The following is a 20,270-nucleotide window of genomic DNA, read 5'->3' on the forward strand; positions in this document are numbered from 1 at the left end:
CGGGGCTCGTAGCGTCCTGGCGTCGCTTGTGCCGTGGTGGTGCCTGCGCCCACACTTGGGAGGAGGTGCTTCACGATGACCGCTCTCGCACACGAGGTGATGCCGGTGACGGACGACACGCAGGCTTCCGTGCCGGTCTCCGAACTGGACGAGTTCCTGTGGCAGACGTGGAAGACCATGGAACTCCCCGAGGGCTACCGCGCCGAGATCATCGAGGGGTCCATCGAAGTGTCGCCGAGCGGTCGCCGTCGTCATGGCGTGCTCATCAACCGTCTCCGCCGGGCCTTGGACGCCCATCTGCAGGGCGGCGACTTCGCTGCGTACCAGGACGTCAACGTCATGCACCGCCGGAAGGTCTGGATTCCGGACCTCCTCGTCGCGCCTCTGGACCTGGACGAGATCCCCGATGAGGAAGATCTCGGCGTGGATGCCGCAGGGGTCGCCATGGTGGTCGAGGTCGTCTCACCCGGGCACCAGAACACCGTCCGCGACCGAGCCCGCAAGCGTCGCGAGTACGCCCGCGCCGGCATCCCCCTCTATGCGCTCGTCGACGACCACGACGGCGACGGAACGGTTGTCGTGCTGACGGCCCCCAACGCGGAGAAGGCCACGTACACCGACGAGCACCGCGTCCCCTACGGCACGGACGCGATCATCCCGGACGGCCCCGCCAAGGGCTTCGTCATCGGCGAGGCGATCACCCGGGCGTGACGGGGCCTGATGCCCCGCCCGCGGCTCCCCGGGGCGGGCCCAGAGCTCAGAGCGCGTCCAGCGCGTCCAGCGTGATGTCCACATCGACGGTGAACGGGACGCCGGTCTTCAGCCGGTCGTGGTGGATCCCGGTCAGCGCGTACGACTTGGTCAGGGGGTCCAGCTCATAGACGCGCACCACGGGGTGCTTGTCTGCGCCGGCCACCTCGACCAGCCAGAAGTGCGGGATGCCCGCCGCTGCGTACTTCTGCGGCTTGGTGCCCTTGTCGCGGGCTTCGGACTCCGGTGAGACGACCTCTACGGCCAGCAGGACATCGGCAACCTGGAAACTGGTCTGGTCCAGGCCGGTGACCGCTTCCGCGCGGACGATCGATACATCGGGTTCCGGGGCGTTGCGCCCATCCAGGACCACCGTCATCTGCCGCTCGACCGACAGACCCGGCAGTTGGGTGCCGCGCAGGCCGGCCACCAGCAGATCGACCATGACGCTGTGGAATTCCTGCTGCGGGTTCCGAAACACCAGACTTCCGTCGATCAACTCGGCGTGCGGCGGAAGGTCCGGCAGGGTGAACAGATCGTTCACGGTGTAACCGCCAGGTGGGGGCGCGGGCCGAAGCGCGGCTCCCGATCCGTCCATGAATTCTTCCATGGTCGGAATGCTCGGCCCTGGGACCTCCGAACAGAGCCGGAGGAACCACAACGTCACCGCAACGAGTGACCGCGGCTTCCCACCCCCGCTCAGACCTTCCGGTGGCCTATCAGACGCGGCTTCGGCTCCAGGTTCTCCAGCCCGTGCCAGGCCAGATTCACCAGATGCGCCGCCACCTCCGACTTCTTCGGCCGCCGCGCGTCCACCCACCACTGGCCGGTCAGCGCCACCATCCCCACCAGCGCCTGCGCGTACAGCGGCGCCAGCTTCGGGTCGAAGCCGCGGGCCTTGAACTCCATGCCCAGGATGTCCTCGACCTGGGTCGCGATATCGCTGATCAGCGACGCGAACGTGCCCGTGGACTGCGCGACCGGGGAGTCACGGACCAGGATGCGGAAGCCGTCCGTATACGTCTCGATGTAGTCGAGGAGCGCGAACGCCGCCTGCTCCAGCAGCTCACGGGGGTGACCGGCGGTCAGCGCGCTCGTCACCATGTCCAGCAGCTGGCGCATCTCACGGTCCACGACCACCGCGTACAGCCCCTCCTTGCCGCCGAAGTGCTCGTAGACGACCGGCTTGGAGACCCCGGCCTTCGACGCGATCTCCTCGACCGACGTGGCCTCGAAGCCCTTCTCGGCGAAAGCGGTACGACCGATGTCCAGCAGCTGTTCCCGGCGTTCCGCGCCGGTCATCCGGACCCGGCGGGCGCGCCTGCTGCCCGCGGACCGGCTCTTGTCGGGGCTGCCCTTGCTGCTCGTACTGCCGTCTATCGCCACAGTCCCCATCATGCCGCGTGGGAGGGGGCGTCCTGCCGCCGGGAGTCAAGACGTGACGCGGTCGGCCAGCGGACGTCCGACGCCCAGCCCAGCAGCTCGAACCAGCGGATCAGCCGTGCGCTCGAATCGAGCTGCCCCCTGAGCACGCCGTGCCGCGCGCTCGTCGGGTCCGCGTGGTGCAGGTTGTGCCACGACTCGCCGCAGGACAGCACCGCCAGCCACCACACATTGCCCGAGCGGTCACGCGACTTGAACGGCCGCCTGCCGACCGCGTGACAGATCGAATTGATCGACCAGGTGACATGGTGCAGCAACGCCACCCGGACCAGGGACCCCCAGAAGAACGCCGTGAAAGCCCCCCACCAGGACATCGTCACCAGACCGCCGACCAGCGGCGGAATCAACAGCGAGACAAGCGTCCACATCGCGAACTGGCGCGAGACCGCACGGATCACCGGATCCTTGACCAGATCCGGGGCGTACTTCTGCTGCGACGTCTGCTCCTCGTCGAACAGCCAGCCGATGTGTGCCCACCACAACCCCTTCAACAGGGCCGGAAGCGTCTCACCGAACCGCCACGGGGAATGCGGGTCGCCCTCCGCGTCCGAGAACTTGTGATGCCGGCGGTGGTCCGCCACCCAGCGCACCACCGGACCCTCCACGGCGAGCGACCCCGCCACCGCGAGCGCGATCCGCAGCGGGCGCTTCGCCTTGAACGCGCCATGGGTGAAATAGCGGTGGAAACCGATCGTGACCCCATGGCAGCCGATGTAGTACATCGACACCATCAGACCCAGGTCGAGCCAGCTCACACCCCCCCAACGCCAGGCCAGCGGCACAGCCGCCAGCACCGCGAGGAAGGGCACGACGATGAAGAGGAGCAGCGCGAACTGCTCCACGGAACCCTTGCTGTCCCCGCCCAACGTGGCGGAGGGTGTCGAGTCGGATTCATCAGGTGACGGAGAGGAGGAATCGTCGATCACATCGGGGGGTGTGGGCATGGGGATCCCCTGCGGTGAGTTATGGGGCAGATGTCTGGATACGGGTGCGTAACCTACGGCATCGTAAGTATGGCAGCGCAGAACGCCGCGAAAAGAAGCCTGTGGATAACGTCTGGCGAAGGGCACCTATCCTGGTGACGTCGGACAGCGCGGTCCGCCAGGCCGTCCGGAAACCGACGGGTGGCTTGAAAGTCTCCAGAAATCTCCAGACGTGCTCAAACACTGCAAGGAGCCGCACCTGTGAGCAGTGCCGACCAGACCTCAACCGCCAGCGCGGAGCTGCGCTCCGACATCCGCCGCCTGGGTGACCTGCTCGGGGAGACCCTCGTACGGCAGGAAGGCCCCGAACTCCTCGAACTCGTCGAGCGGGTACGCGCCCTCACGCGCGAGGACGGCGAAGCCGCCGCCGAGCTCCTCGGAGACACGGACCTGGAGACGGCGGCCAAGCTGGTCCGCGCCTTCTCCACCTACTTCCACCTGGCCAACGTCACCGAACAGGTACACCGCGGCCGCGAAATGCGGGAACGGCGCGCCACCGAAGGCGGACTGCTCGCACGCACCGCGGACCGGCTCAAGGACGCGGACCCCGAGCACCTGCGCGAGACCGTCAAGAACCTCAACGTACGGCCCGTATTCACCGCCCACCCCACGGAAGCCGCACGCCGCTCCGTCCTGAACAAGCTCCGCCGCATCGCCGAGCTGCTCGAAGCACCGGTCATCGCCTCCGACCGGCGCCGCCACGACCTGCGCCTCGCCGAATCCATCGACCTCATCTGGCAGACCGACGAACTCCGCGTCGTCCGGCCCGAGCCCGCCGACGAGGCCCGCAACGCCATCTACTACCTGGACGAACTCCACGTCGGCGCCGTCGGCGACGTCCTGGAGGACCTCGTCGCCGAACTGGAACGCGTCGGCGTCGAGCTGCCCCCCGGCACCCGCCCCCTCAGCTTCGGCACCTGGATCGGCGGCGACCGCGACGGCAACCCGAACGTGACCCCCGAGGTCACCCGCGAAGTGCTGATACTCCAGCACGAGCACGGCATCACCGACGCCCTCGAACTCGTCGACTACCTGCGCGGACTGCTCTCCAACTCCATCCGATACACCGGCGCCACCGACGAACTCCTCGACTCCCTCCAGAACGACCTCGTACGGCTCCCCGAGATCAGCCCCCGCTACAAGCGGCTCAACGCCGAAGAGCCCTACCGCCTCAAGGCGACCTGCATCCGCCAGAAGCTCGTCAACACCCGCGAGCGCCTCGCCAAGGGCACCCCGCACGCCGCCGGCCGCGACTACCTCGGCACCGCCGAGCTGCTCGACGACCTCACCCTCATCCAGACCTCCCTGCGCGAATACCGCGGCGGACTCTTCGCCGACGGCCGCATGGACCGCACGATCCGCACACTCGCCGCCTTCGGCCTCCAGCTCGCCACCATGGACGTACGGGAACACGCCGACGCCCACCACCACGCGCTCGGACAGCTCTTCGACCGGCTCGGCGAGGAATCCTGGCGCTACACCGACATGCCGCGCGACTACCGGCAGAAGCTCCTCGCCAAGGAACTGCGCTCACGCCGCCCGCTGGCCCCCACCCCCGCACCCCTCGACGCCGCCGGAGAGAAGACCCTCGGGGTCTTCCACACCATCCACCAGGCATTCGAACGGTTCGGGCCCGAGGTCATCGAGTCGTACATCATCTCCATGTGCCAGGGCGCCGACGACGTCTTCGCGGCGGCCGTCCTCGCCCGCGAGGCCGGACTCCTCGACCTGCACGGCGGCTGGGCCAAGATCGGCATCGTGCCGCTCCTGGAGACCACCGACGAACTGCGCGCCGCCGACGTCATCCTCGACGACATGCTCACCGACCCCTCCTACCGACGGCTCGTCTCCCTGCGCGGCGACGTCCAGGAGGTCATGCTCGGCTACTCCGACTCGTCGAAGTTCGGCGGCATCACCACCTCCCAGTGGGAGATCCACCGCGCCCAGCGCCGACTGCGCGACGTCGCCCACCGGCACGGCGTACGGCTCCGCCTCTTCCACGGCCGCGGCGGCACCGTCGGCCGCGGCGGCGGCCCCTCGCACGACGCGATCCTCGCGCAGCCCTGGGGCACGCTGGAGGGCGAGATCAAGGTGACCGAGCAGGGCGAGGTCATCTCCGACAAGTACCTGATCCCGTCCCTCGCCAGGGAAAACCTGGAACTGACCGTCGCCGCCACCCTCCAGGCCTCCGCGCTGCACACCGCGCCCCGCCAGTCCGACGAGGCACTCGCCCGCTGGGACTCGGCGATGGACACCGTCTCGGACGCCGCGCACGCCGCGTACCGCACGCTGGTCGACGACCCCGACCTGCCCGCGTACTTCTTCGCAGCCACCCCCGTCGACCAGCTCGCCGACCTGCACCTGGGCTCCCGCCCCTCCCGCCGGCCCGACTCGGGCGCCGGACTGGACGGACTGCGCGCCATCCCGTGGGTTTTCGGCTGGACACAGTCACGGCAGATCGTGCCCGGCTGGTTCGGAGTCGGCTCCGGGCTCAAGGCGCTGCGCGAGGCCGGCCCCGCCACGGCGCTCGACGAGATGTACGAGCACTGGCACTTCTTCCAGAACTTCCTCTCGAACGTCGAGATGACCCTGGCCAAGACGGACCTGCGGATAGCCCGCCACTACGTGGACACACTGGTGCCGGACGACCTGAAGCACGTCTTCGCCACCATCGAGGCCGAGCACGAACTCACCGTGCGCGAAGTCCTGCGGATCACGGGCGGGGAGAAGCTCCTCGACTCCAACCCCGCACTCCAGCAGACCTTCGCCATCCGGGACGCCTACCTGGACCCGATCTCCTACCTCCAGGTGTCGCTGCTGGCCCGCCAGCGCGCGGCGGCGGAGCAGGAGAAGGCCCCGGACCCGCTGCTGGCGCGGGCACTGCTGCTGACCGTCAACGGAGTCGCGGCCGGACTGCGCAACACCGGCTGATCTCTCGACGGGCGCCGGTTCCGGCGCTGGTACGGGCCTGCCCCCGCTCCCGGATTCCGGGACGGGGGCAGCCGTGTGCCGGTACGTGTGTACGGGTGGCTGTCGTACGGGAGGAAGGGCGACAGGGGGCGTCGGAAGAGCCCGGAGGAGAAGCCCAGGAGCAGAGCCCGCGGAGGCCCAGAGCTCAGATGCTCAGAGGGCGAAGAACGTGGCCAGCAGCAGCGCCGCGCCCGCCAGCGCCGTACCCCACGCCGTCCGCGTCAGGCGCAGACCCCCGCCGATGACCGCGGAGGCCAGCAGCAGCGCCCCGCCGAGCGGCACCCACGCGTACAGCAGCCCCGCCGTGCCCGTACGGACCAGCTCGTTCGTGTCCGGTTTCACCACCACCCGGAACCGCTCGCCCTTCTTGACGGCGACCGACTGCTCGATACTCATCCCGCCGCGCGGAGCCGCCGGGCTCTCCGATTCGTACCGCCCGGTGCAGGTCCCGTCCACACAGCCGGTGACCGTGAACGTGCCGTGCTCACGGCCCTTCGCGAGCATCACATGCTGCGCGGTGCCCCAGGACGACCAGACGCCCGCGACCAGGAGCAGCACAGCGACACCGCCCATCACGACCCGGCGGCCGAAGGACAGTATGCGGTGGGATGAGCCCTGCCCCTGCTTCACCCGCTTCTTCCGCTTCATGGGCGGGATCCTTGGCCATCCGTACGCGCCCGGTCAACCCATGGCCGACGAATGCGGAGGCTTGTCAGGAGTTGTACGCGCTCTGCGCGCGCTCCAGCCCCTCCGTCACCAGAGCCTCCACCGCGTCCGCCGCGCGGTCGACGAAATACGCCAGCTCCTTGCGCTCCACCGAGGAGAAATCCTTCAGGACGAAATCCGCCACCTGCATCCGGCCCGGCGGACGGCCGATCCCGAACCGCACCCGGTGATACTCCGGCCCCATCGCCTTCGTCATCGACTTCAGACCGTTGTGCCCGTTGTCCCCGCCGCCCAGCTTCAGCCGCAGCACGCCGTAATCGATGTCCAGCTCGTCATGGATCGCGACGATGTTCGCCGTCGGCACCTTGTAGAAGTCCCGCAACCCCACGACCGGACCGCCGGAGAGATTCATGTACGACGTCGGCTTGGCCAGCACGATACGGCGGTTCGCCGGACCCGGAGCGCCGATCCGGCCCTCGATCACATGGGCCTGCGCCTTCTGCGCCCGCTTGAAGGAGCCGCCGATACGTTCCGCCAGCAGGTCGGCCACCATGAACCCGACATTGTGCCGGTTGGCCGCGTATCCGGGACCCGGGTTCCCCAGACCCACGACCAGCCAGGGGGCATTGGCATCCGTCGTCATCCGCGCTGCGTCTCCTCGCGTACCGCTGCTGCTGCCGCTGTTGTCGGCGCCGTTGCCGCCGCTACGTCTGTCCGTGCCCGCCGGCCCTCAGGGACTGCCGGGCCACCGACAGACGGGGTGGCGGGCCCGCAGGCCCGCCACCCCGTCCGTCACCGTGCGAGGCTCAGGCCTCGGAACCCTCGGCCGCCTCGGCCTCGTCCGCCGGCTCCTCGGCCTGCGCGGCCAGGACCTGGAGGACAACCGCGTCCTCGTCGGTGACCAGCGTGGTGCCGGTCGGCAGCGGGACGTTCTTCGCCAGGATCGAGTCGCCGGCGTCCAGGCCCGCGACGGAGACCGTCACGGACTCCGGGATGTGCGTGGCCTCGGTCTCGACGCTCAGCGTGTTGAGCACGTGCTCCAGCAGGTTGGCGCCCGGGGCCAGGTCGCCCTCGGCGTGCACGGCCACCTCGACGGTGACCTTCTCGCCGCGCTTCACCGCGAGCAGGTCGACGTGCTCGATGAAGCCCTTCAGCGGGTCACGCTGCACGGCCTTCGGGATGACCAGCTCGTTGCGGCCGTCGATGTCCAGCGAGATCAGCACGTTGGCCGTCTTCAGCGCCATCATCAGGGCGTGCGACGGCAGGGTCACGTGGACGGTGTCGGCGCCGTGGCCGTAGACGACCGCGGGAACCTTGCTGGCGCGACGGGTACGGCGGGCGGCGCCCTTGCCGAACTCGGTACGGACCTCGGCGCTGATCTTCACTTCAGCCATGGCGGCACTCCTCGTAGAAGGTGACAGGAAATCGGCCGTCACCCGGCCACGACAGGCCTGCTACGAAGAGCGCGTCGATAACGGACCGCCGCACCAAAGAGTGCGGCCTCCCTCGCCGAGCAACTTGGTGAGTCTACCCGGCGGGGAGGCCGCCTCAGAAATCGATCTTCCACACCCGGAAACGGACGCCGGAACAGGCGTCGAGCCACCCGTCGGAGTGGTCGTCCGCCTGGCCATCCGGTTGGCAGTCCGGTTGGCGCCTCACAGCAACGGAAGAACAGGGCGAAAGAACAGGGCGTACGACTACTCCTGCTCCTCGAAGAGGCTGGTCACCGAGCCGTCCTCGAAGACCTCACGCACCGCGCGCGCGATCGTCGGCGCGATCGACAGCACCGTGATCTTGTCGAGGTCCAGATTGCCCGGGTCCGGCAGCGTGTTCGTAAAGATGAACTCACTGACCTTCGAGTTCTTCAGACGATCCGCGGCCGGCCCCGACAGCACGCCGTGCGTCGCCGTCACGATGACATCCTCCGCGCCGTGCGCGAACAGCGCATCCGCCGCGGCACAGATCGTGCCACCCGTGTCGATCATGTCGTCGACCAGCACACACACCCGGCCGGACACATTGCCCACGACCTCGTGGACCGTCACCTGGTTCGCGACGTCCTTGTCACGGCGCTTGTGCACGATCGCCAGCGGCGCCCCGAGACGGTCGCACCAGCGGTCGGCGACCCGCACCCGGCCCGCGTCCGGGGACACGACCGTCAGCTTCGACCGGTCCACCTTGTCCCTCACGTAGTCCGCCAGCACCGGCAGCGCGAAGAGGTGGTCCACCGGACCGTCGAAGAAGCCCTGGATCTGGTCCGTGTGCAGATCCACCGTCAGAATCCGGTCCGCACCCGCCGTCTTCATCAGGTCGGCCACCAGCCTGGCTGAAATTGGCTCCCGCCCGCGGTGCTTCTTGTCCTGCCGGGCATAGCCGTAGAACGGAACGATCACGGTGATGCTCCGGGCCGAGGCCCGTTTCAGAGCATCGATCATGATCAACTGCTCCATGATCCACTTATTGATCGGAGCGGTGTGGCTCTGAATCAGAAAGCAGTCCGCGCCACGTGCCGACTCCTGGTAACGCACATAGATCTCGCCGTTGGCGAAATCAAAAGCCTTGGTCGGAACTATCCCGACGCCAAGTTGCTCCGCTACCTCCTCGGCCAGCTCGGGGTGGGCGCGGCCGGAGAAGAGCATCAACTTCTTCTCGCCGGTCGTCTTGATCCCGGTCACAGCACTGTCTCCTCAGACGTGTTGACGGCCGCTGCACCCGCGCATCCCTGCGAGCCAGCCGAATTCGTGCAGATATCACGGTACGCCGAGATCAGCGCACCTGTTTCCGGTCAGCTTTCGTTCCCGGCCCTCCCCGGCGCCGACCGAGCTGCCTGCGCCGCCTGAGCGGCGGCGCTGCCCGGACGCTTCCGGGCCACCCAACCTTCGATATTCCGCTGCTGGCCCCGGGCCACGGCCAGCGAACCCGCCGGTACATCCTTCGTGATGACCGAACCGGCCGCGGTGTAAGCGCCGTCCCCCACCGTGACAGGTGCCACAAACATGTTGTCCGAACCCGTCTTGCAGTGTGAGCCGACCGTCGTGTGGTGCTTCGCCTCGCCGTCGTAGTTCACGAAGACACTCGCCGCACCGATGTTCGTGTACTCACCGATCGTCGCGTCGCCCACGTACGACAGATGCGGCACCTTCGTGCCCTCACCGATCGTCGCGTTCTTCATCTCGACATACGTGCCGGCCTTCGCCTTCACACCGAGCCGCGTACCCGGCCGCAGATACGCGTACGGACCGACCGAAGCCGACTCGCCCACCTCCGCGCCGTCCGCCACGGTGTTGTCCACCCGCGCGCCCGCGCCGACCGACGTGTCCTTCAGCCGCGAGTTCGGCCCTACCTCGGCACCCTCGCCGAGATGCGTGGCACCCAGCAACTGCGTACCCGGGTGCACCACCGCGTCCGGCTCGAACGTGACCGTGACATCGATCAGCACCGAAGCCGGGTCGACCACCGTCACACCGGCCAGCATGGCGCGCTCCAGCAGTCGTCCGTTCAGCAGACGGGAGGCCTCCGCCAGCTGTACGCGGTTGTTGATGCCGAGAATCTCGCGGTGGTCGCCCGAGACACACGCCCCGACCCGATGCCCGGCCTCCCGAAGAATGCCCAGCACGTCGGTGAGGTACTCCTCGCCCTGGCTGTTGTCCCTGCGCACCTTGCCCAGCGCGTCCGCGAGCAGCTGCCCGTCGAACGCGAACACACCCGAGTTGATCTCCCGGATCGCACGCTGCGCGTCCGTCGCGTCCTTGTGCTCCACGATCGCCGTCACCGCCCCGCTCGCCCCGTCCCGGACGATCCGCCCGTACCCCGTCGAGTCCGGGACCTCGGCGGTCAGCACGGTCACCGCGTTACCGTCGCCGGCATGGGTCTCGGCGAGCGTCTTCAGCGTCTCGCCGGAGAGCAGCGGAGTGTCCCCGCAGACGACGACCACGGTCCCGTCGGGTGCGCTCCCCAGCTCCTCGATCGCGATCCGGACGGCATGCCCGGTGCCGTGCTGCACGGACTGATAGACGGTGCGTACGCCGTCGTGCGAGGCGGCGAGGTGGCCCTCGACCTGCTCGCGGGCGTGGCCGACGACCACGATGAGCTGTTCGGGATCGAGTTCACTGGCGGCGGACACGACGTGTCCTACGAGCGAACGCCCGCAGACCTCGTGCAGAACCTTGGGGGTCTTCGACTTCATGCGGGTTCCTTCACCCGCTGCGAGGACGACGACGGCTGCCGGGCGGTTGGCGCTCACGGGAATGCCCTTCGGCTTCGGGTGGTGGACAACCGCAGGATACCGGGGGGTTTCGGAGAGGAAACGAAGGCGGGTCCCGACCGAGAGGTCGGGACCCGAATCGCGTAGCTCCCCCATCAGGACTCGAACCTGAACAGGCGCAGTCAAAGTGCGCAGTGCTGCCGATTACACCATGGGGGATTACAGGGCACCCCGAACCGGACATTTGGTTATCCGGTGAGAGTGGCCGCTCCTACTATGCCGTACCACCAGCCCTCGATGCGACGGTAAAGCTCCGCGCTTTGAGAGACCCGGATGACCAGGCAGCCCCGATATGTCTCGCCTACGTTCTTTCGTACAGTCTTCGGGTTGTGCTTCTTGAGGGTCGTCTTCTGGAAGGTGGCCGCGTCAACGCGGACCTGATCTGACCAGTACTGCTCGGCCGCCTTCGCGTCGGCGGACTCGTGGATCATGACCCGGTAGCTCAGGCGCTCGCTTTCCACCCCGATCAGCTTGAGCCAGGCGAGATAGAGCTGGATCACGCCCGCATCGCTGTTGACGAAGATGACGCTTTCGCGACGGGCGTACGGCTTGTCCTTCGTGCCCTCGGCCCAGTACAGGGCGACCCCGGCAAGGAAGAGTTCCCGGTCGCCCAGGGTGCCGATCTCGGCAACCGCCATGGCTTTCGTCTTCTGACGCTCCTCGTCCCGTATCGCCAGTTCGTGATCCCAGCGCTTCCGGGCCGCCAACCGCGCCTGTTCCTTCGCGTCGCGTCGCTCCGGCTTCGGCAGGTCCCGTACCCACAGTGAGATCGAACTCTTCGAGCAGCCCAGCTCCACCTGGATCTGGTCGTACGTGAGGCCCTGCAGGCGCAGCTCGCGGGCCTCCTCCCGCAGGTCGTCCTTGGCGTTCGGGCGCTTGGTCCACTCCGGGGGCGGTTCGCCCTCCAGGAGGCGGTTGAGGAGGTCGTTGTTGTCGATGTGTACGCGGTCGCGGATCTGGCGGCGGCTCAGGCCTTCCCGGCGCAGCGCCAGCACTTGCTCGCGAAGTCCTTCGAAGTCGGTGTATTTGATGGGAAGTGTTGTCATGGGGCGATCGTCCTGCGGAATCTGAGCTTCCGACTCGAATGCACGGGCGATTCACCAGTTCGAGTGATCGACTTGTGTTCCCGGCACGTCATGTCGTGATTCGTGGTCTCAAGGCCGCCGGATATTGGGGTGCGGGCCCCCTTAGGCTGGGAGACATGACCACAACGGGGGCCAACCAGGACGCTGCGGGCACGACCGCCCGTGGCTGGTGGTGGTGGGGACGACGGCGTAGTGCCGTGCTGGATGGGGGGCTGGCACTCGTGTCGGCTCTGGAGTGCGGGCTGGAGGGGAGCCAGTTCGCCGATTCCGCCGGGTTCTTCGTGCCCGGGGGGGTGGTTTTCGGGCTGCTGGCCGGTGCGGTGCTGCTGGTGCGGCGGCGGTGGCCGTTTGCCGTGGTGCTCGTTTCGGTCGCCATCACCCCGGCCGAGATGGGGTACCTGCTGGGGCTGGTCGGGCTGTATACGCTCGCCGCGTCGGAGGCGCCGCGCCGGATCATCGGCGCGCTGGCCGGGATGTCGCTCGTCGGGACGCTGATCGTGACGTTCGTACGGACGCACCAGAACGTGCTCGACACGGGGATCGAATCGGGGCGTTGGTACGTACCCCTCGTCGCGATTCTGATGTCGGTGGGGCTGACGGCGCCGCCGGTGTTGCTGGGGCTCTATGTCGGGGCCAGGCGGCGGCTGATGGAGAGCCTGCGGGAGCGGGCGGACAGCCTGGAGCAGGAGTTGTCGCTCCTCGCCGACCGGGCTGAGCAGCGGGCCGAGTGGGCGCGTACGGAGGAGCGGACGCGGATCGCCCGTGAGATGCACGACGTGGTGGCGCACCGGGTGAGTCTGATGGTGGTGCACGCGGCGGCGTTGCAGGCGGTGGCGTTGAAGGATCCGCCGAAGGCGGTGCGGAACGCGGCGTTGGTGGGTGAGTTGGGGCGGCAGGCGCTGACCGAGTTGCGGGAGATGCTCGGGGTGCTGCGGGCCGGTGAGCAGGTGGCGGCGCGTAAGGCGGTGGGCGGCGGGGCGGGGTCGGTTCCCGAGGCCGTGACGGTACCGCTGGCGGCTGTGGGGGTGGCGGCGGCAGCGGCGGCCGCTGCGGCGGCCGAGGACGGGCCGGGTATGGAGGACATCGAGGCGCTGGTCGGTGAGTCCCGGGACACCGGGATGGTGGTGGAGCTGTCGGTGCAGGGGGCGTCGCGCGCGTATCCGCCGGAGGTGGAGCAGACGGCGTACCGCGTGGTGCAGGAGGCGCTGACCAATGTCCTGAAGCATGCGGCGGGCGCGAAGGTGATGGTGCGGCTGGCGCATCGTGAGGCGGAGGTCGCGATGCAGGTGGAGAACGGGCCTTCGGACGGCGGTGCGCAGGACGCTGGGCTGCCGAGCGGGGGGAATGGTCTGGTGGGGATGCGGGAGCGTGTGACGGCGCTGGGCGGGGTGTTCGTCTCGGGTGAGACGGACGCGGGGGGTTTCCGGGTGTCGGCGGTGCTGCCGGATCGTGGTGCTGCTTGACGCTTGACGCTTGACGCCTGACGCCTGATGTGGGTTCTGGGGGAGTCGCCCGGCCGTGAGGCGTGAGACGGGAGCTGTGAGGCGTGAGCGGCGAGAGGTGAGCCGTGAGCGGCGGGTCGTCGGCCGTGGGCCGTGGGCTCTCAGGCCGAGGTGAGGCGTGCCGGTTCCATGCCCGTGATGAGGGTGCCGAGTGCCTGGTCGATGTCCGGTCCCAGGTACCAGTCACCGGTGTGGTCGATGCTGAAGACGCGGCCTGTGGCGTCCATCGCGAGGATCGCCTGGCCGTCGCCCTCCTCGCCGAGCGGGCTGATCTCGGTGTCCAGGGACCGGCCGAGGTCCGCGAGCGTACGGGCGAGATGGATGCCGGCCGTGGGGTCGATCCGCAGGGTGGCCGGGGCGATCTGCCGGCCGGGGCCGGGTGCGGTGATGCGCAGTCCGCCGAATTCCGCCCAGGCCTCGACGGCGGCGGCGCAGACCGTGAGCCGGTGGCCGGCGGGGGTGATGTGCGCGCGCAGGAAGTCGGCCCACTCCTCGGCCTGGCTTATGACCCAGCGTCCGGGTTGCCAGCCGGCCTCGCGCAGGGCGGTGTCGACGGGGGCGGGGAACCGGGTGGAGTGGTGGTCGGACATGCTCAGCCGTTCTCGGTCGGGTCGACGGGGCGTACGCCGAAGTGGGCGAGCAGTGCCGTGCAGGAGCGGCAGGGCGGGGCGTAGCTGCCGTGCAGGGGGTCGCCGTCCTCGCGGATGCGGCGGGCGGTCAGTTTGGACTGTTTGAGGGAGCGGCGGGCTTCGCCGTGGGTCATGGGTTTTCGTCTGGCCCGTTTGGAGCGGGCGGCGTCGGCGGCGGTGAGGTGGCGGGAGATCAGGATCACTTCGGGGCAGCGGCCGGTGAAACGTTCGCGCTGACCGCTGGTGAGGGTGTCCAGGAAGTCCTGTACGAGGGGGTGGAGGGCGGGTGGCTGGTCGGCCTTGCCCGCGGTGCAGGTGAGGTTCTGGCCGCGTACGGAGAGTGCGGCGGCGACGGCGGGCAGGATGCCGTCGCGGCGTCGGTGGAGTGCGGGTGGACGGTGTGCCTCGGTGCTGCTCCACCTCAGGCGCGGGTCGCCGGAAGCGTCGGTCGGTGCGGTCTGCATGTGTGCTGTCCCCTCCCCATGCCTGCGGCGGGCAGCCGCTGGTTCATGCCCCCGTGACTGGTGCCACGCCCCGTGTTTGGGTGGACAGCCTGCCAAATGTGACGGGCTGTGGGGAAGCTGGGGCGTGGATCGTGGCGTGGCGTCGGCGCTGGGTCACGCGGGTGTGACCGTTGGTCACGGCAAGGCGTGGCGGGGATGTGACGCGGACAGGGTGGGGTGTGCGGTCCCGGTGCGTTGGGGGCGTGGGCGGGAGCAGATGACCGGCGTGCGGGGGGAGTGAGCCCGGATGGCCGGTCGGAGGTGTCGCCGGAGGTGCCGGACCGGGACGGTGCGGAGGTGCCGGGACGGGCTGGTGCGGATGCGTCGGGCGGGGGCGGTGCGGATGCGTCGCGCGGGGGTGGGGCGGATGTGTCGGACGGTAGTGGATGTGTCGGACGGTAACGGGGAGGAGCGTCCGATCCGCTCTTGCCCCACCGCATAGGCTGTGCTGAACCAGGGCTGTGGAACCAGCCGGAAGCAGCAGGGGGCAAACGCCATGACGACAGGTCGGCTCGGGCAGCAAGCCGCGCCACCGAACGCGGCCTATGCCGGGCAGGTCGTGCACTTCCCGGATCCGGTCCGGGCCGCCCGTCACCCCAGAGGTGTACGGGTGGACGCTGACGGCTATCCGGACTTCGCGCCGTACGCGCGTGCCGCCGCGGAGATCGCGGAGCCCCCGGAGGGGTTCGGCGTGGACGAGTTGCGGCTCACGGACTACGTGTCGGCCAATGCCGCGCTGCACGCCGCGGGCCACGAGTTGTGGGACACGATCCCCCCGGTGACCACTCCGCACGGCTGGACCTGGCACCATCTGCCGGCTTCGCGCCGGATGGTGCTGGTGCCCGTCGAGGTGAAGGCGCTGTTGCGGCATCACGGCGGTCTGGCGACGACGCCGGTGGACCACGGCAAGCGGGGCACGCGTCCGCTTCAGGAGACCCGGCCGGTGCACTTCGGGCTGCCGAAGGGCGCGATATCGGTCACCGAGGAGCAGGTGCTGGGGGTCGAGGAGGATCTCGGTTACCGGTTGCCGGGCGCGTACCGCTCGTTCCTGAAGGCGGCGGGCGGCTGCGCGCCGGTGGGCGCGGCGCTGGATGCCCAGCTGGGTCTGCTGGTGGATCAGCCGTTCTTCACGGTGCGGGACGAGGCCGCGGTCAATGACCTGGTGTACGTCAACAAGTGCCTGCGGGACCACCTGACCAAGGACTATCTGGCCGTCGGCTTCGCCCAGGGCGGCATCGTCGCGGTGAAGGTCAAGGGCGACCGGATCGGGTCGGTCTGGTTCTGCGCGTACGACGATGCCAGGGATCAGGACGGGTGGAGCGTGCAGGAGCGCGTGGAGCGGCTGTTGCTGCCCTGCGGTGACGACTTCGACGCTTTTCTGCTGCGGCTGGCGGGCAGTCCGCCGGAGTTGGAGACCGTGGCGAACCTGATGGTCGACGGCGGCTTCGCGCGCGCCGTCCCGGTGGAGGGGTGAGCGCGATGGTGACCTTCGCACAGGCGCAGGAGCGCGCGGAAGACTGGGTCAACGGGGATCTGCCGGGCTACCAGCATCGTGAGGTGCGGGTACGGGAGTTCGAGCTGGGTTTCGTGGCGTGGGCGGAGGACCGTGAGGGCGGTCCGACGTCGGACGGCGGCCGGCAGCGGCTGGTGATCGCCAGGGACAGTGGTGAGGCCACCTTGTGGCCGGGGCTGCCGGTGGGCGAGGTGATCCGGCGGTACGAGGAGGATTACGGGGCGCCCGACGCGGCGGCGCCCGCGCCGGAGCCGCCGGCGCGGATCGATCTGAATCAGACGTCGTTCCTGTTGACGCCGCCGGAGTGGCTTCAGGAGGCGGCGGACAAGATAGGCATCCCGGACCGGCGGACGCCGGAGACGCCGGGGGCCTCGGCTTCGTCGGCGGCGTCTTCGCAGGCTTCGCCGTCGGCTTCGTCCTCGGGGGCTTCGTCCTCGGGCGGTGCGGACGCAGCCGTGCCGGCCGGTTCGTCCTCGGGCGGTTCGTCCTCGGCCGGTTACGGCCTTGGCACGAACGCGGACGCGGACGTCAGTACGGGTTCGGGTACGGGGGCCGGCGGCGGCGCCTCGCAGGGCGGCTCCGCCTGGCCCGGTCCGGGGGCCGGCGGTGGTGACCGGGACTACGATCCCACCGCCAACGACGGTGTTCCCGCCTCGAATTCGAGCACACCGGCCGGAACGCCGGTCGGGGCCACGCCCTGGGCCGGGACCGACACGAACGCCCCGTCCGCCTCGGCGGAGGACGGTTCCGTACCCCTGCCGGCGACGGTCTTCGCGCCGCCGCTCTCCGGGGCGGACGACGAGGACACCCCACCGCCCGGCGTGGGCGCCGACGCGCCGACCGCGCTGATGTCGGGTGGCAGCCAGCTGCCGCGTACGGCGTTCGCTCCGGCGCTGGGCGAGCGGCAGCCCGGTTCCGACTCCAGTGCCGGCTTCAGTTCCGGTTCCGGTCCTGGCTCGGGTCCTGGCCCGGGTTCCGCCGCTGACATCGCCGATGCCGAGACCGGAAAGGCACGCGTGTCGCCGACGGGTGCGCGCGGCAGTGGTTCGACGACTCCGCCGCCGCCCAGCCCGCCCGGTGTTCCGGGCGCGCGGCCGGAAGGCGCGACTCCGCCGCCGTCGGGGCCGGGTACGCCCGGTGCCCCGGCGGGCGGATATCTGCCGACGCAACTGGCCCCGCAGCTCGGCCCCGAGGGGCCCCGGCCCCCCGGTCCTCCCGGCCCGCCGCAGCCTCCGGGCCCGCCTGGTCCGCCCGGCCCTCCTGGCGTGCCGCACGGCACGCCTCCGGGTGGCGTGCATCATGCGGCGACGATGTTCGCGGATCCGAGCCAGCTCGGCCGGCCTCCGCAGCCTCCCGGTCCGCCCGGTATGCCGCCGGGCGCGCCGCAGCCGCCCGGTCCTCCCGGTGCGCCGCAGCCTCCCGGTCCTCCTGGTATGCCGCCCGGTGCGCCGCAGCCTCCGGGCCCGCCCGGCGGGACGCCTCCGGGCGGGGTGCACCATGCCGCGACCATGCTGGCCGGTCCGGGGGTCGGACCGATGCCGCCGTTGGCCCCGCAGCCTCCCGGTCCTCCTGGTCAGCCTGGTCCGCCCGGCATGCCGCCGGGCGCTCCCGGCCCCGTACCGGCACCGCCGCCGCAGGCGTACGGCTATCCGCAGCAGCCGTCCGGTCTGCCGACCGTCGGCCCCGGCTACCAGGCCGTGCTGCGTTACCGCGCGCCCGACGGCTCCGAGGCTCAGCTCATCCGCCGCTCGGCGCCCGGAACTCCGCACCCCGAGTGGCAGATCCTGCACGAGCTGCGCGCGATGAACGTGCCGCCGCAGCAGGTGCTCGAACTGCACACGGAGCTGGAGTCGTGCGAGCTGCCCGGCGGTTACTGCGCGCGGATGATCCGGGAGACCTGGCCGCAGGTACGGATCACCAGCGTCGCCCCGTACGGTCAGGACCATGCCAGCCGGCAGCAGGGCATGCAGCATCTGCTCACCCACCAGGGCGAGTTGCACCAGGTCGCGGACGGGCCCGCGCGGCCCGCGCCGGTCCGTGCGGCGCTGCCGCAGCTGGCGCCCGCGCCGCCGATACCTCCGGAGGGGATCGCGCACGAGCTGACCGGGGCGTTCGGACCGCAGGGCATCTGCCGGTTCGACCAGCGGGCGGTGTCCCGTCAGGGCGTGCCGGAGCTGGTGGCGCGCACGCTGGTGTGGGCGGGTCTGCCGGCCGACTTCGGTCCCTTCTTCTGGGCTCAGCCGGCTCAGCCGGTGGTGCCGACCCTGGCCGAACTGGCGGCGCAGCGGCAGGTGCAGCCGGCCGCCGACGCGGGTTCGTATCTGGTGATGGGCAGTGACTTCGGCCGTGCGATCTGCGTCCAGTACGGTACGGCGCACATCATGGCCGTATCGGTGGAGGCGGGTCCCGGCGGGCAGTCGGTGCCGCCGCAGTTCGTGAACACGGGGCTGCCGGAGTTCACGCGTTCGCTGGCGCTGCTGGGGCGGATGTGGCGGTTGCGCTTCGGTCTCACCCCGGAGCAGGCGGGCCGCTGGACCGTCGACTTCCAGGCGCAGCTGGCCGCGCTCGACCCGGCGGCGCTGTCGTCGCCGGAGAGCTGGTGGTCGGTGCTGCTGGAGCAGATGTGGGACGGCCTGCTGTGAACCACGGCCTCCTGAACGGCTGAACGCCGCCCGGCGGTATGTACGGATGACGAGGCGCCCCCGCGAGACGCGGTGGGCGCCTCGGTCATTTCCGTACGGCCGTCCTGCCCCTTTTCTGCGGAAAGTTGCGGCTACTTACGTTCCGTGACGCATTCTTGACCAACATGGTTGGGCGGAGTGTCGTGTTATGGGCATTTCGCTTCGATCCAGCAGGATTGCGTCGAATGGCGTTATGTGTCGGAGAGGGGCTTCAAGGATGGGTGCTGAACCGTTGTCGGCTCATGGCTTTGTGTCCGTACGAGGTCGTGGCTACCGTCCCGAACAGGTCGACCTTCGGGTCTCCGTGCTGTGCCGCCAGCGCGACGACCTCTGGGAACGCGCGGCGCGACTCACTGTTCTCGCCAAGCAGATGGAGGGCGAGGCGGAGCGGCTCCGGGAGCGGGTGGCGGCTCTCGTACCGCAGACGTACGCGACGCTCGGCCCGCGAGCCCAGCGGATCCTGGCCATCACGGTGGAGGAGGACGAGGCGGTACGGGCCGGAGCGCGCGCGGAGTGCCAGGCGCTGCTCGACGCGGCGGAGGCAACGGCCCGCAGGGTGCACGAGGCGGCGGTCGAACAGGCCGACGCCGTACGGGCGGAGGCGGAGGCGCACGCCCAGGAGGTCCTGGACGCGGCACGCGGCGTGGCCGAGGAACAGCGGATCGAGGCGCGGCGCGGAATCAAGGAGCGGCGTGGGGAGGAGCTTGTCGTACTGAAGGAAGTGCGACGGCGCACCCAGGACGTGATCGACGACCTGGAGCAGGAACAGGCCGAACGGCTGGCTGTGATGAACCGCGAATTCGCCGACCGTGAAGCCGCGTTGGAGGTCGAGCAGGCCGAACTCGCCGCGTACGCGGAGGCGCGGCTCGTCGACGCGCAGCGGGTGTTCTCCGAGGCGGGGGAGCGGGCGCGACGCTGCCAGGAGGACGCGCAGGCGAAGGCGGCCGAACTGGGCGCGCAGGCGCGGGCGCGGGCGGAGGGGATGGCGCGGGAGACGGAGCGGGTGCTGGGGGAGCACGCGGAGGCCCGGGAGGAGATGCAGGCGCACATGACGCGGGTGCAGAACAGCCTGGTGGCACTGACGGGGCGGGCGGCGGCGGAGGGGTGACGGTTCGTCTCCCGGCGGTGTGCCGTCCGGCGTGGCGTGGCGGGGTGCGGGTGCGGGTGCGTTGTGGTGGCGGTGCGGTGGTTCGTGTGCGGGTTGTTGCCGGGTGCCGCTCCGGGGGCATGTCCTGCACTGCATGATTTACGCCGCGTGCGGCTTTGTTCTTCGTGTGACGG

17 protein-coding genes and 1 tRNA gene are annotated in these 20,270 nt (G+C 69.8%); 6 read left to right on the forward strand and 12 right to left on the reverse strand.

The window, feature by feature from the left end; genetic code table 11:
• Positions 1-75 precede the first annotated feature (75 nt).
• Positions 76-711: a Uma2 family endonuclease gene (locus ACIQD6_RS29315; RefSeq protein WP_401888075.1), complete on the forward strand. Its 636-nt coding sequence runs from the start codon at positions 76-78 to the stop codon at positions 709-711.
• 46 nt (positions 712-757) lie between these two features.
• Here ACIQD6_RS29315 and ACIQD6_RS29320 read toward each other — a convergent pair whose 3' ends face one another.
• The 3 genes from ACIQD6_RS29320 to ACIQD6_RS29330 form a co-directional block, all read right to left on the reverse strand.
• Positions 758-1,360 carry a Uma2 family endonuclease gene (locus ACIQD6_RS29320; RefSeq protein ID WP_401888078.1) on the reverse strand — a complete coding sequence of 201 codons (603 nt, stop codon included), beginning with the start codon at positions 1,358-1,360 and terminating at the stop codon, positions 758-760.
• A gap of 89 nt (positions 1,361-1,449) precedes the next feature.
• Positions 1,450-2,145 carry a TetR/AcrR family transcriptional regulator gene (locus ACIQD6_RS29325; RefSeq protein WP_401888392.1) on the reverse strand — a complete coding sequence of 232 codons (696 nt, stop codon included), beginning with the start codon at positions 2,143-2,145 and terminating at the stop codon, positions 1,450-1,452.
• Entirely contained in the window at positions 2,145-3,137 is a 993-nt protein-coding gene (locus ACIQD6_RS29330) for an acyl-CoA desaturase (protein WP_401888080.1), read from the reverse strand. The genes ACIQD6_RS29325 and ACIQD6_RS29330 overlap by 1 nt, the downstream gene beginning before the upstream one ends.
• 240 nt (positions 3,138-3,377) lie before the next feature.
• Here ACIQD6_RS29330 and ppc point away from each other — a divergent pair, with 240 nt between their 5' ends.
• Positions 3,378-6,107 (forward strand): phosphoenolpyruvate carboxylase, encoded by a 2,730-nt coding sequence (gene ppc / locus ACIQD6_RS29335; RefSeq protein ID WP_401888083.1) that lies wholly within the window; start codon positions 3,378-3,380, stop codon positions 6,105-6,107.
• A 192-nt stretch (positions 6,108-6,299) separates the two neighbouring features.
• Here ppc and ACIQD6_RS29340 read toward each other — a convergent pair whose 3' ends face one another.
• From ACIQD6_RS29340 to ACIQD6_RS29370, 7 genes are all read right to left on the reverse strand, one after another.
• Positions 6,300-6,794 (reverse strand): hypothetical protein, encoded by a 495-nt coding sequence (locus tag ACIQD6_RS29340; RefSeq protein WP_401888084.1) that lies wholly within the window; start codon positions 6,792-6,794, stop codon positions 6,300-6,302.
• Positions 6,795-6,858: 64 nt separating this feature from the next.
• The gene (gene pth / locus ACIQD6_RS29345) at positions 6,859-7,455 is read right to left on the reverse strand and encodes an aminoacyl-tRNA hydrolase (protein WP_401888086.1); all 597 of its coding nucleotides are present in this window, start codon (positions 7,453-7,455) and stop codon (positions 6,859-6,861) included.
• Positions 7,456-7,618: 163 nt separating this feature from the next.
• Complete coding sequence (locus tag ACIQD6_RS29350; RefSeq protein ID WP_401888089.1) at positions 7,619-8,206, reverse strand: 50S ribosomal protein L25/general stress protein Ctc; 588 nt, start codon at positions 8,204-8,206, stop codon at positions 7,619-7,621.
• 303 nt (positions 8,207-8,509) lie between these two features.
• Positions 8,510-9,487, reverse strand: a complete 978-nt coding sequence (locus ACIQD6_RS29355; protein WP_401888091.1) for a ribose-phosphate diphosphokinase — start codon at positions 9,485-9,487, stop codon at positions 8,510-8,512.
• A gap of 110 nt (positions 9,488-9,597) precedes the next feature.
• Positions 9,598-11,055 (reverse strand): bifunctional UDP-N-acetylglucosamine diphosphorylase/glucosamine-1-phosphate N-acetyltransferase GlmU, encoded by a 1,458-nt coding sequence (gene glmU, locus ACIQD6_RS29360; protein WP_401888094.1) that lies wholly within the window; start codon positions 11,053-11,055, stop codon positions 9,598-9,600.
• A 108-nt stretch (positions 11,056-11,163) separates the two neighbouring features.
• A tRNA-Gln gene (locus tag ACIQD6_RS29365) sits at positions 11,164-11,235 on the reverse strand.
• Between the two features lie 29 nt (positions 11,236-11,264).
• Positions 11,265-12,122, reverse strand: a complete 858-nt coding sequence (locus tag ACIQD6_RS29370) for a hypothetical protein (protein ID WP_401888096.1) — start codon at positions 12,120-12,122, stop codon at positions 11,265-11,267.
• 155 nt (positions 12,123-12,277) lie between these two features.
• On the opposite strand from ACIQD6_RS29370, the gene ACIQD6_RS29375 reads away from it, so the two are divergent.
• Positions 12,278-13,624: a sensor histidine kinase gene (locus tag ACIQD6_RS29375; RefSeq protein ID WP_401888098.1), complete on the forward strand. Its 1,347-nt coding sequence runs from the start codon at positions 12,278-12,280 to the stop codon at positions 13,622-13,624.
• 140 nt (positions 13,625-13,764) lie between these two features.
• Here ACIQD6_RS29375 and ACIQD6_RS29380 read toward each other — a convergent pair whose 3' ends face one another.
• Complete coding sequence (locus tag ACIQD6_RS29380; protein ID WP_401888101.1) at positions 13,765-14,253, reverse strand: SUKH-3 domain-containing protein; 489 nt, start codon at positions 14,251-14,253, stop codon at positions 13,765-13,767.
• Positions 14,254-14,255: 2 nt separating this feature from the next.
• Positions 14,256-14,756, reverse strand: coding sequence for a YwqJ-related putative deaminase (locus ACIQD6_RS29385; protein WP_401888103.1), 501 nt, complete (start codon positions 14,754-14,756; stop codon positions 14,256-14,258).
• A gap of 535 nt (positions 14,757-15,291) precedes the next feature.
• Here ACIQD6_RS29385 and ACIQD6_RS29390 point away from each other — a divergent pair.
• The 3 genes from ACIQD6_RS29390 to ACIQD6_RS29400 all read left to right on the forward strand — a co-directional run bounded on the left by ACIQD6_RS29390 (position 15,292) and on the right by ACIQD6_RS29400 (position 20,097).
• Positions 15,292-16,269, forward strand: a complete 978-nt coding sequence (locus tag ACIQD6_RS29390; RefSeq protein WP_401888105.1) for an SMI1/KNR4 family protein — start codon at positions 15,292-15,294, stop codon at positions 16,267-16,269.
• Between the two features lie 5 nt (positions 16,270-16,274).
• Positions 16,275-18,950: an SUKH-4 family immunity protein gene (locus ACIQD6_RS29395; protein WP_401888108.1), complete on the forward strand. Its 2,676-nt coding sequence runs from the start codon at positions 16,275-16,277 to the stop codon at positions 18,948-18,950.
• Between the two features lie 256 nt (positions 18,951-19,206).
• Entirely contained in the window at positions 19,207-20,097 is an 891-nt protein-coding gene (locus tag ACIQD6_RS29400) for a cellulose-binding protein (RefSeq protein ID WP_401888110.1), read from the forward strand.
• Positions 20,098-20,270: the final 173 nt, after the last annotated feature.

Source organism: Streptomyces sp. NPDC088400, from assembly GCF_044753355.1.
GTDB lineage: Bacteria > Actinomycetota > Actinomycetes > Streptomycetales > Streptomycetaceae > Streptomyces.

Bases quoted from the DNA above. Each gene is read 5' to 3' on its own strand.
- ACIQD6_RS29315 (WP_401888075.1), top strand. From the start codon at position 76: ATGACCGCTCTCGCACACGAGGTGATGCCGGTGACGGACGACACGCAG.
- ACIQD6_RS29320 (WP_401888078.1), bottom strand. From the start codon at position 1,360: ATGGAAGAATTCATGGACGGATCGGGAGCCGCGCTTCGGCCCGCGCCC.
- ACIQD6_RS29325 (WP_401888392.1), bottom strand. From the start codon at position 2,145: ATGGGGACTGTGGCGATAGACGGCAGTACGAGCAGCAAGGGCAGCCCC.
- ACIQD6_RS29330 (WP_401888080.1), bottom strand. From the start codon at position 3,137: ATGCCCACACCCCCCGATGTGATCGACGATTCCTCCTCTCCGTCACCT.
- ACIQD6_RS29340 (WP_401888084.1), bottom strand. From the start codon at position 6,794: ATGAAGCGGAAGAAGCGGGTGAAGCAGGGGCAGGGCTCATCCCACCGC.
- pth (WP_401888086.1), bottom strand. From the start codon at position 7,455: ATGACGACGGATGCCAATGCCCCCTGGCTGGTCGTGGGTCTGGGGAAC.
- ACIQD6_RS29350 (WP_401888089.1), bottom strand. From the start codon at position 8,206: ATGGCTGAAGTGAAGATCAGCGCCGAGGTCCGTACCGAGTTCGGCAAG.
- ACIQD6_RS29370 (WP_401888096.1), bottom strand. From the start codon at position 12,122: ATGACAACACTTCCCATCAAATACACCGACTTCGAAGGACTTCGCGAG.
- ACIQD6_RS29375 (WP_401888098.1), top strand. From the start codon at position 12,278: ATGACCACAACGGGGGCCAACCAGGACGCTGCGGGCACGACCGCCCGT.
- ACIQD6_RS29380 (WP_401888101.1), bottom strand. From the start codon at position 14,253: ATGTCCGACCACCACTCCACCCGGTTCCCCGCCCCCGTCGACACCGCC.
- ACIQD6_RS29385 (WP_401888103.1), bottom strand. From the start codon at position 14,756: ATGCAGACCGCACCGACCGACGCTTCCGGCGACCCGCGCCTGAGGTGG.
- ACIQD6_RS29390 (WP_401888105.1), top strand. From the start codon at position 15,292: ATGACGACAGGTCGGCTCGGGCAGCAAGCCGCGCCACCGAACGCGGCC.
- ACIQD6_RS29395 (WP_401888108.1), top strand. From the start codon at position 16,275: ATGGTGACCTTCGCACAGGCGCAGGAGCGCGCGGAAGACTGGGTCAAC.
- ACIQD6_RS29400 (WP_401888110.1), top strand. From the start codon at position 19,207: ATGGGTGCTGAACCGTTGTCGGCTCATGGCTTTGTGTCCGTACGAGGT.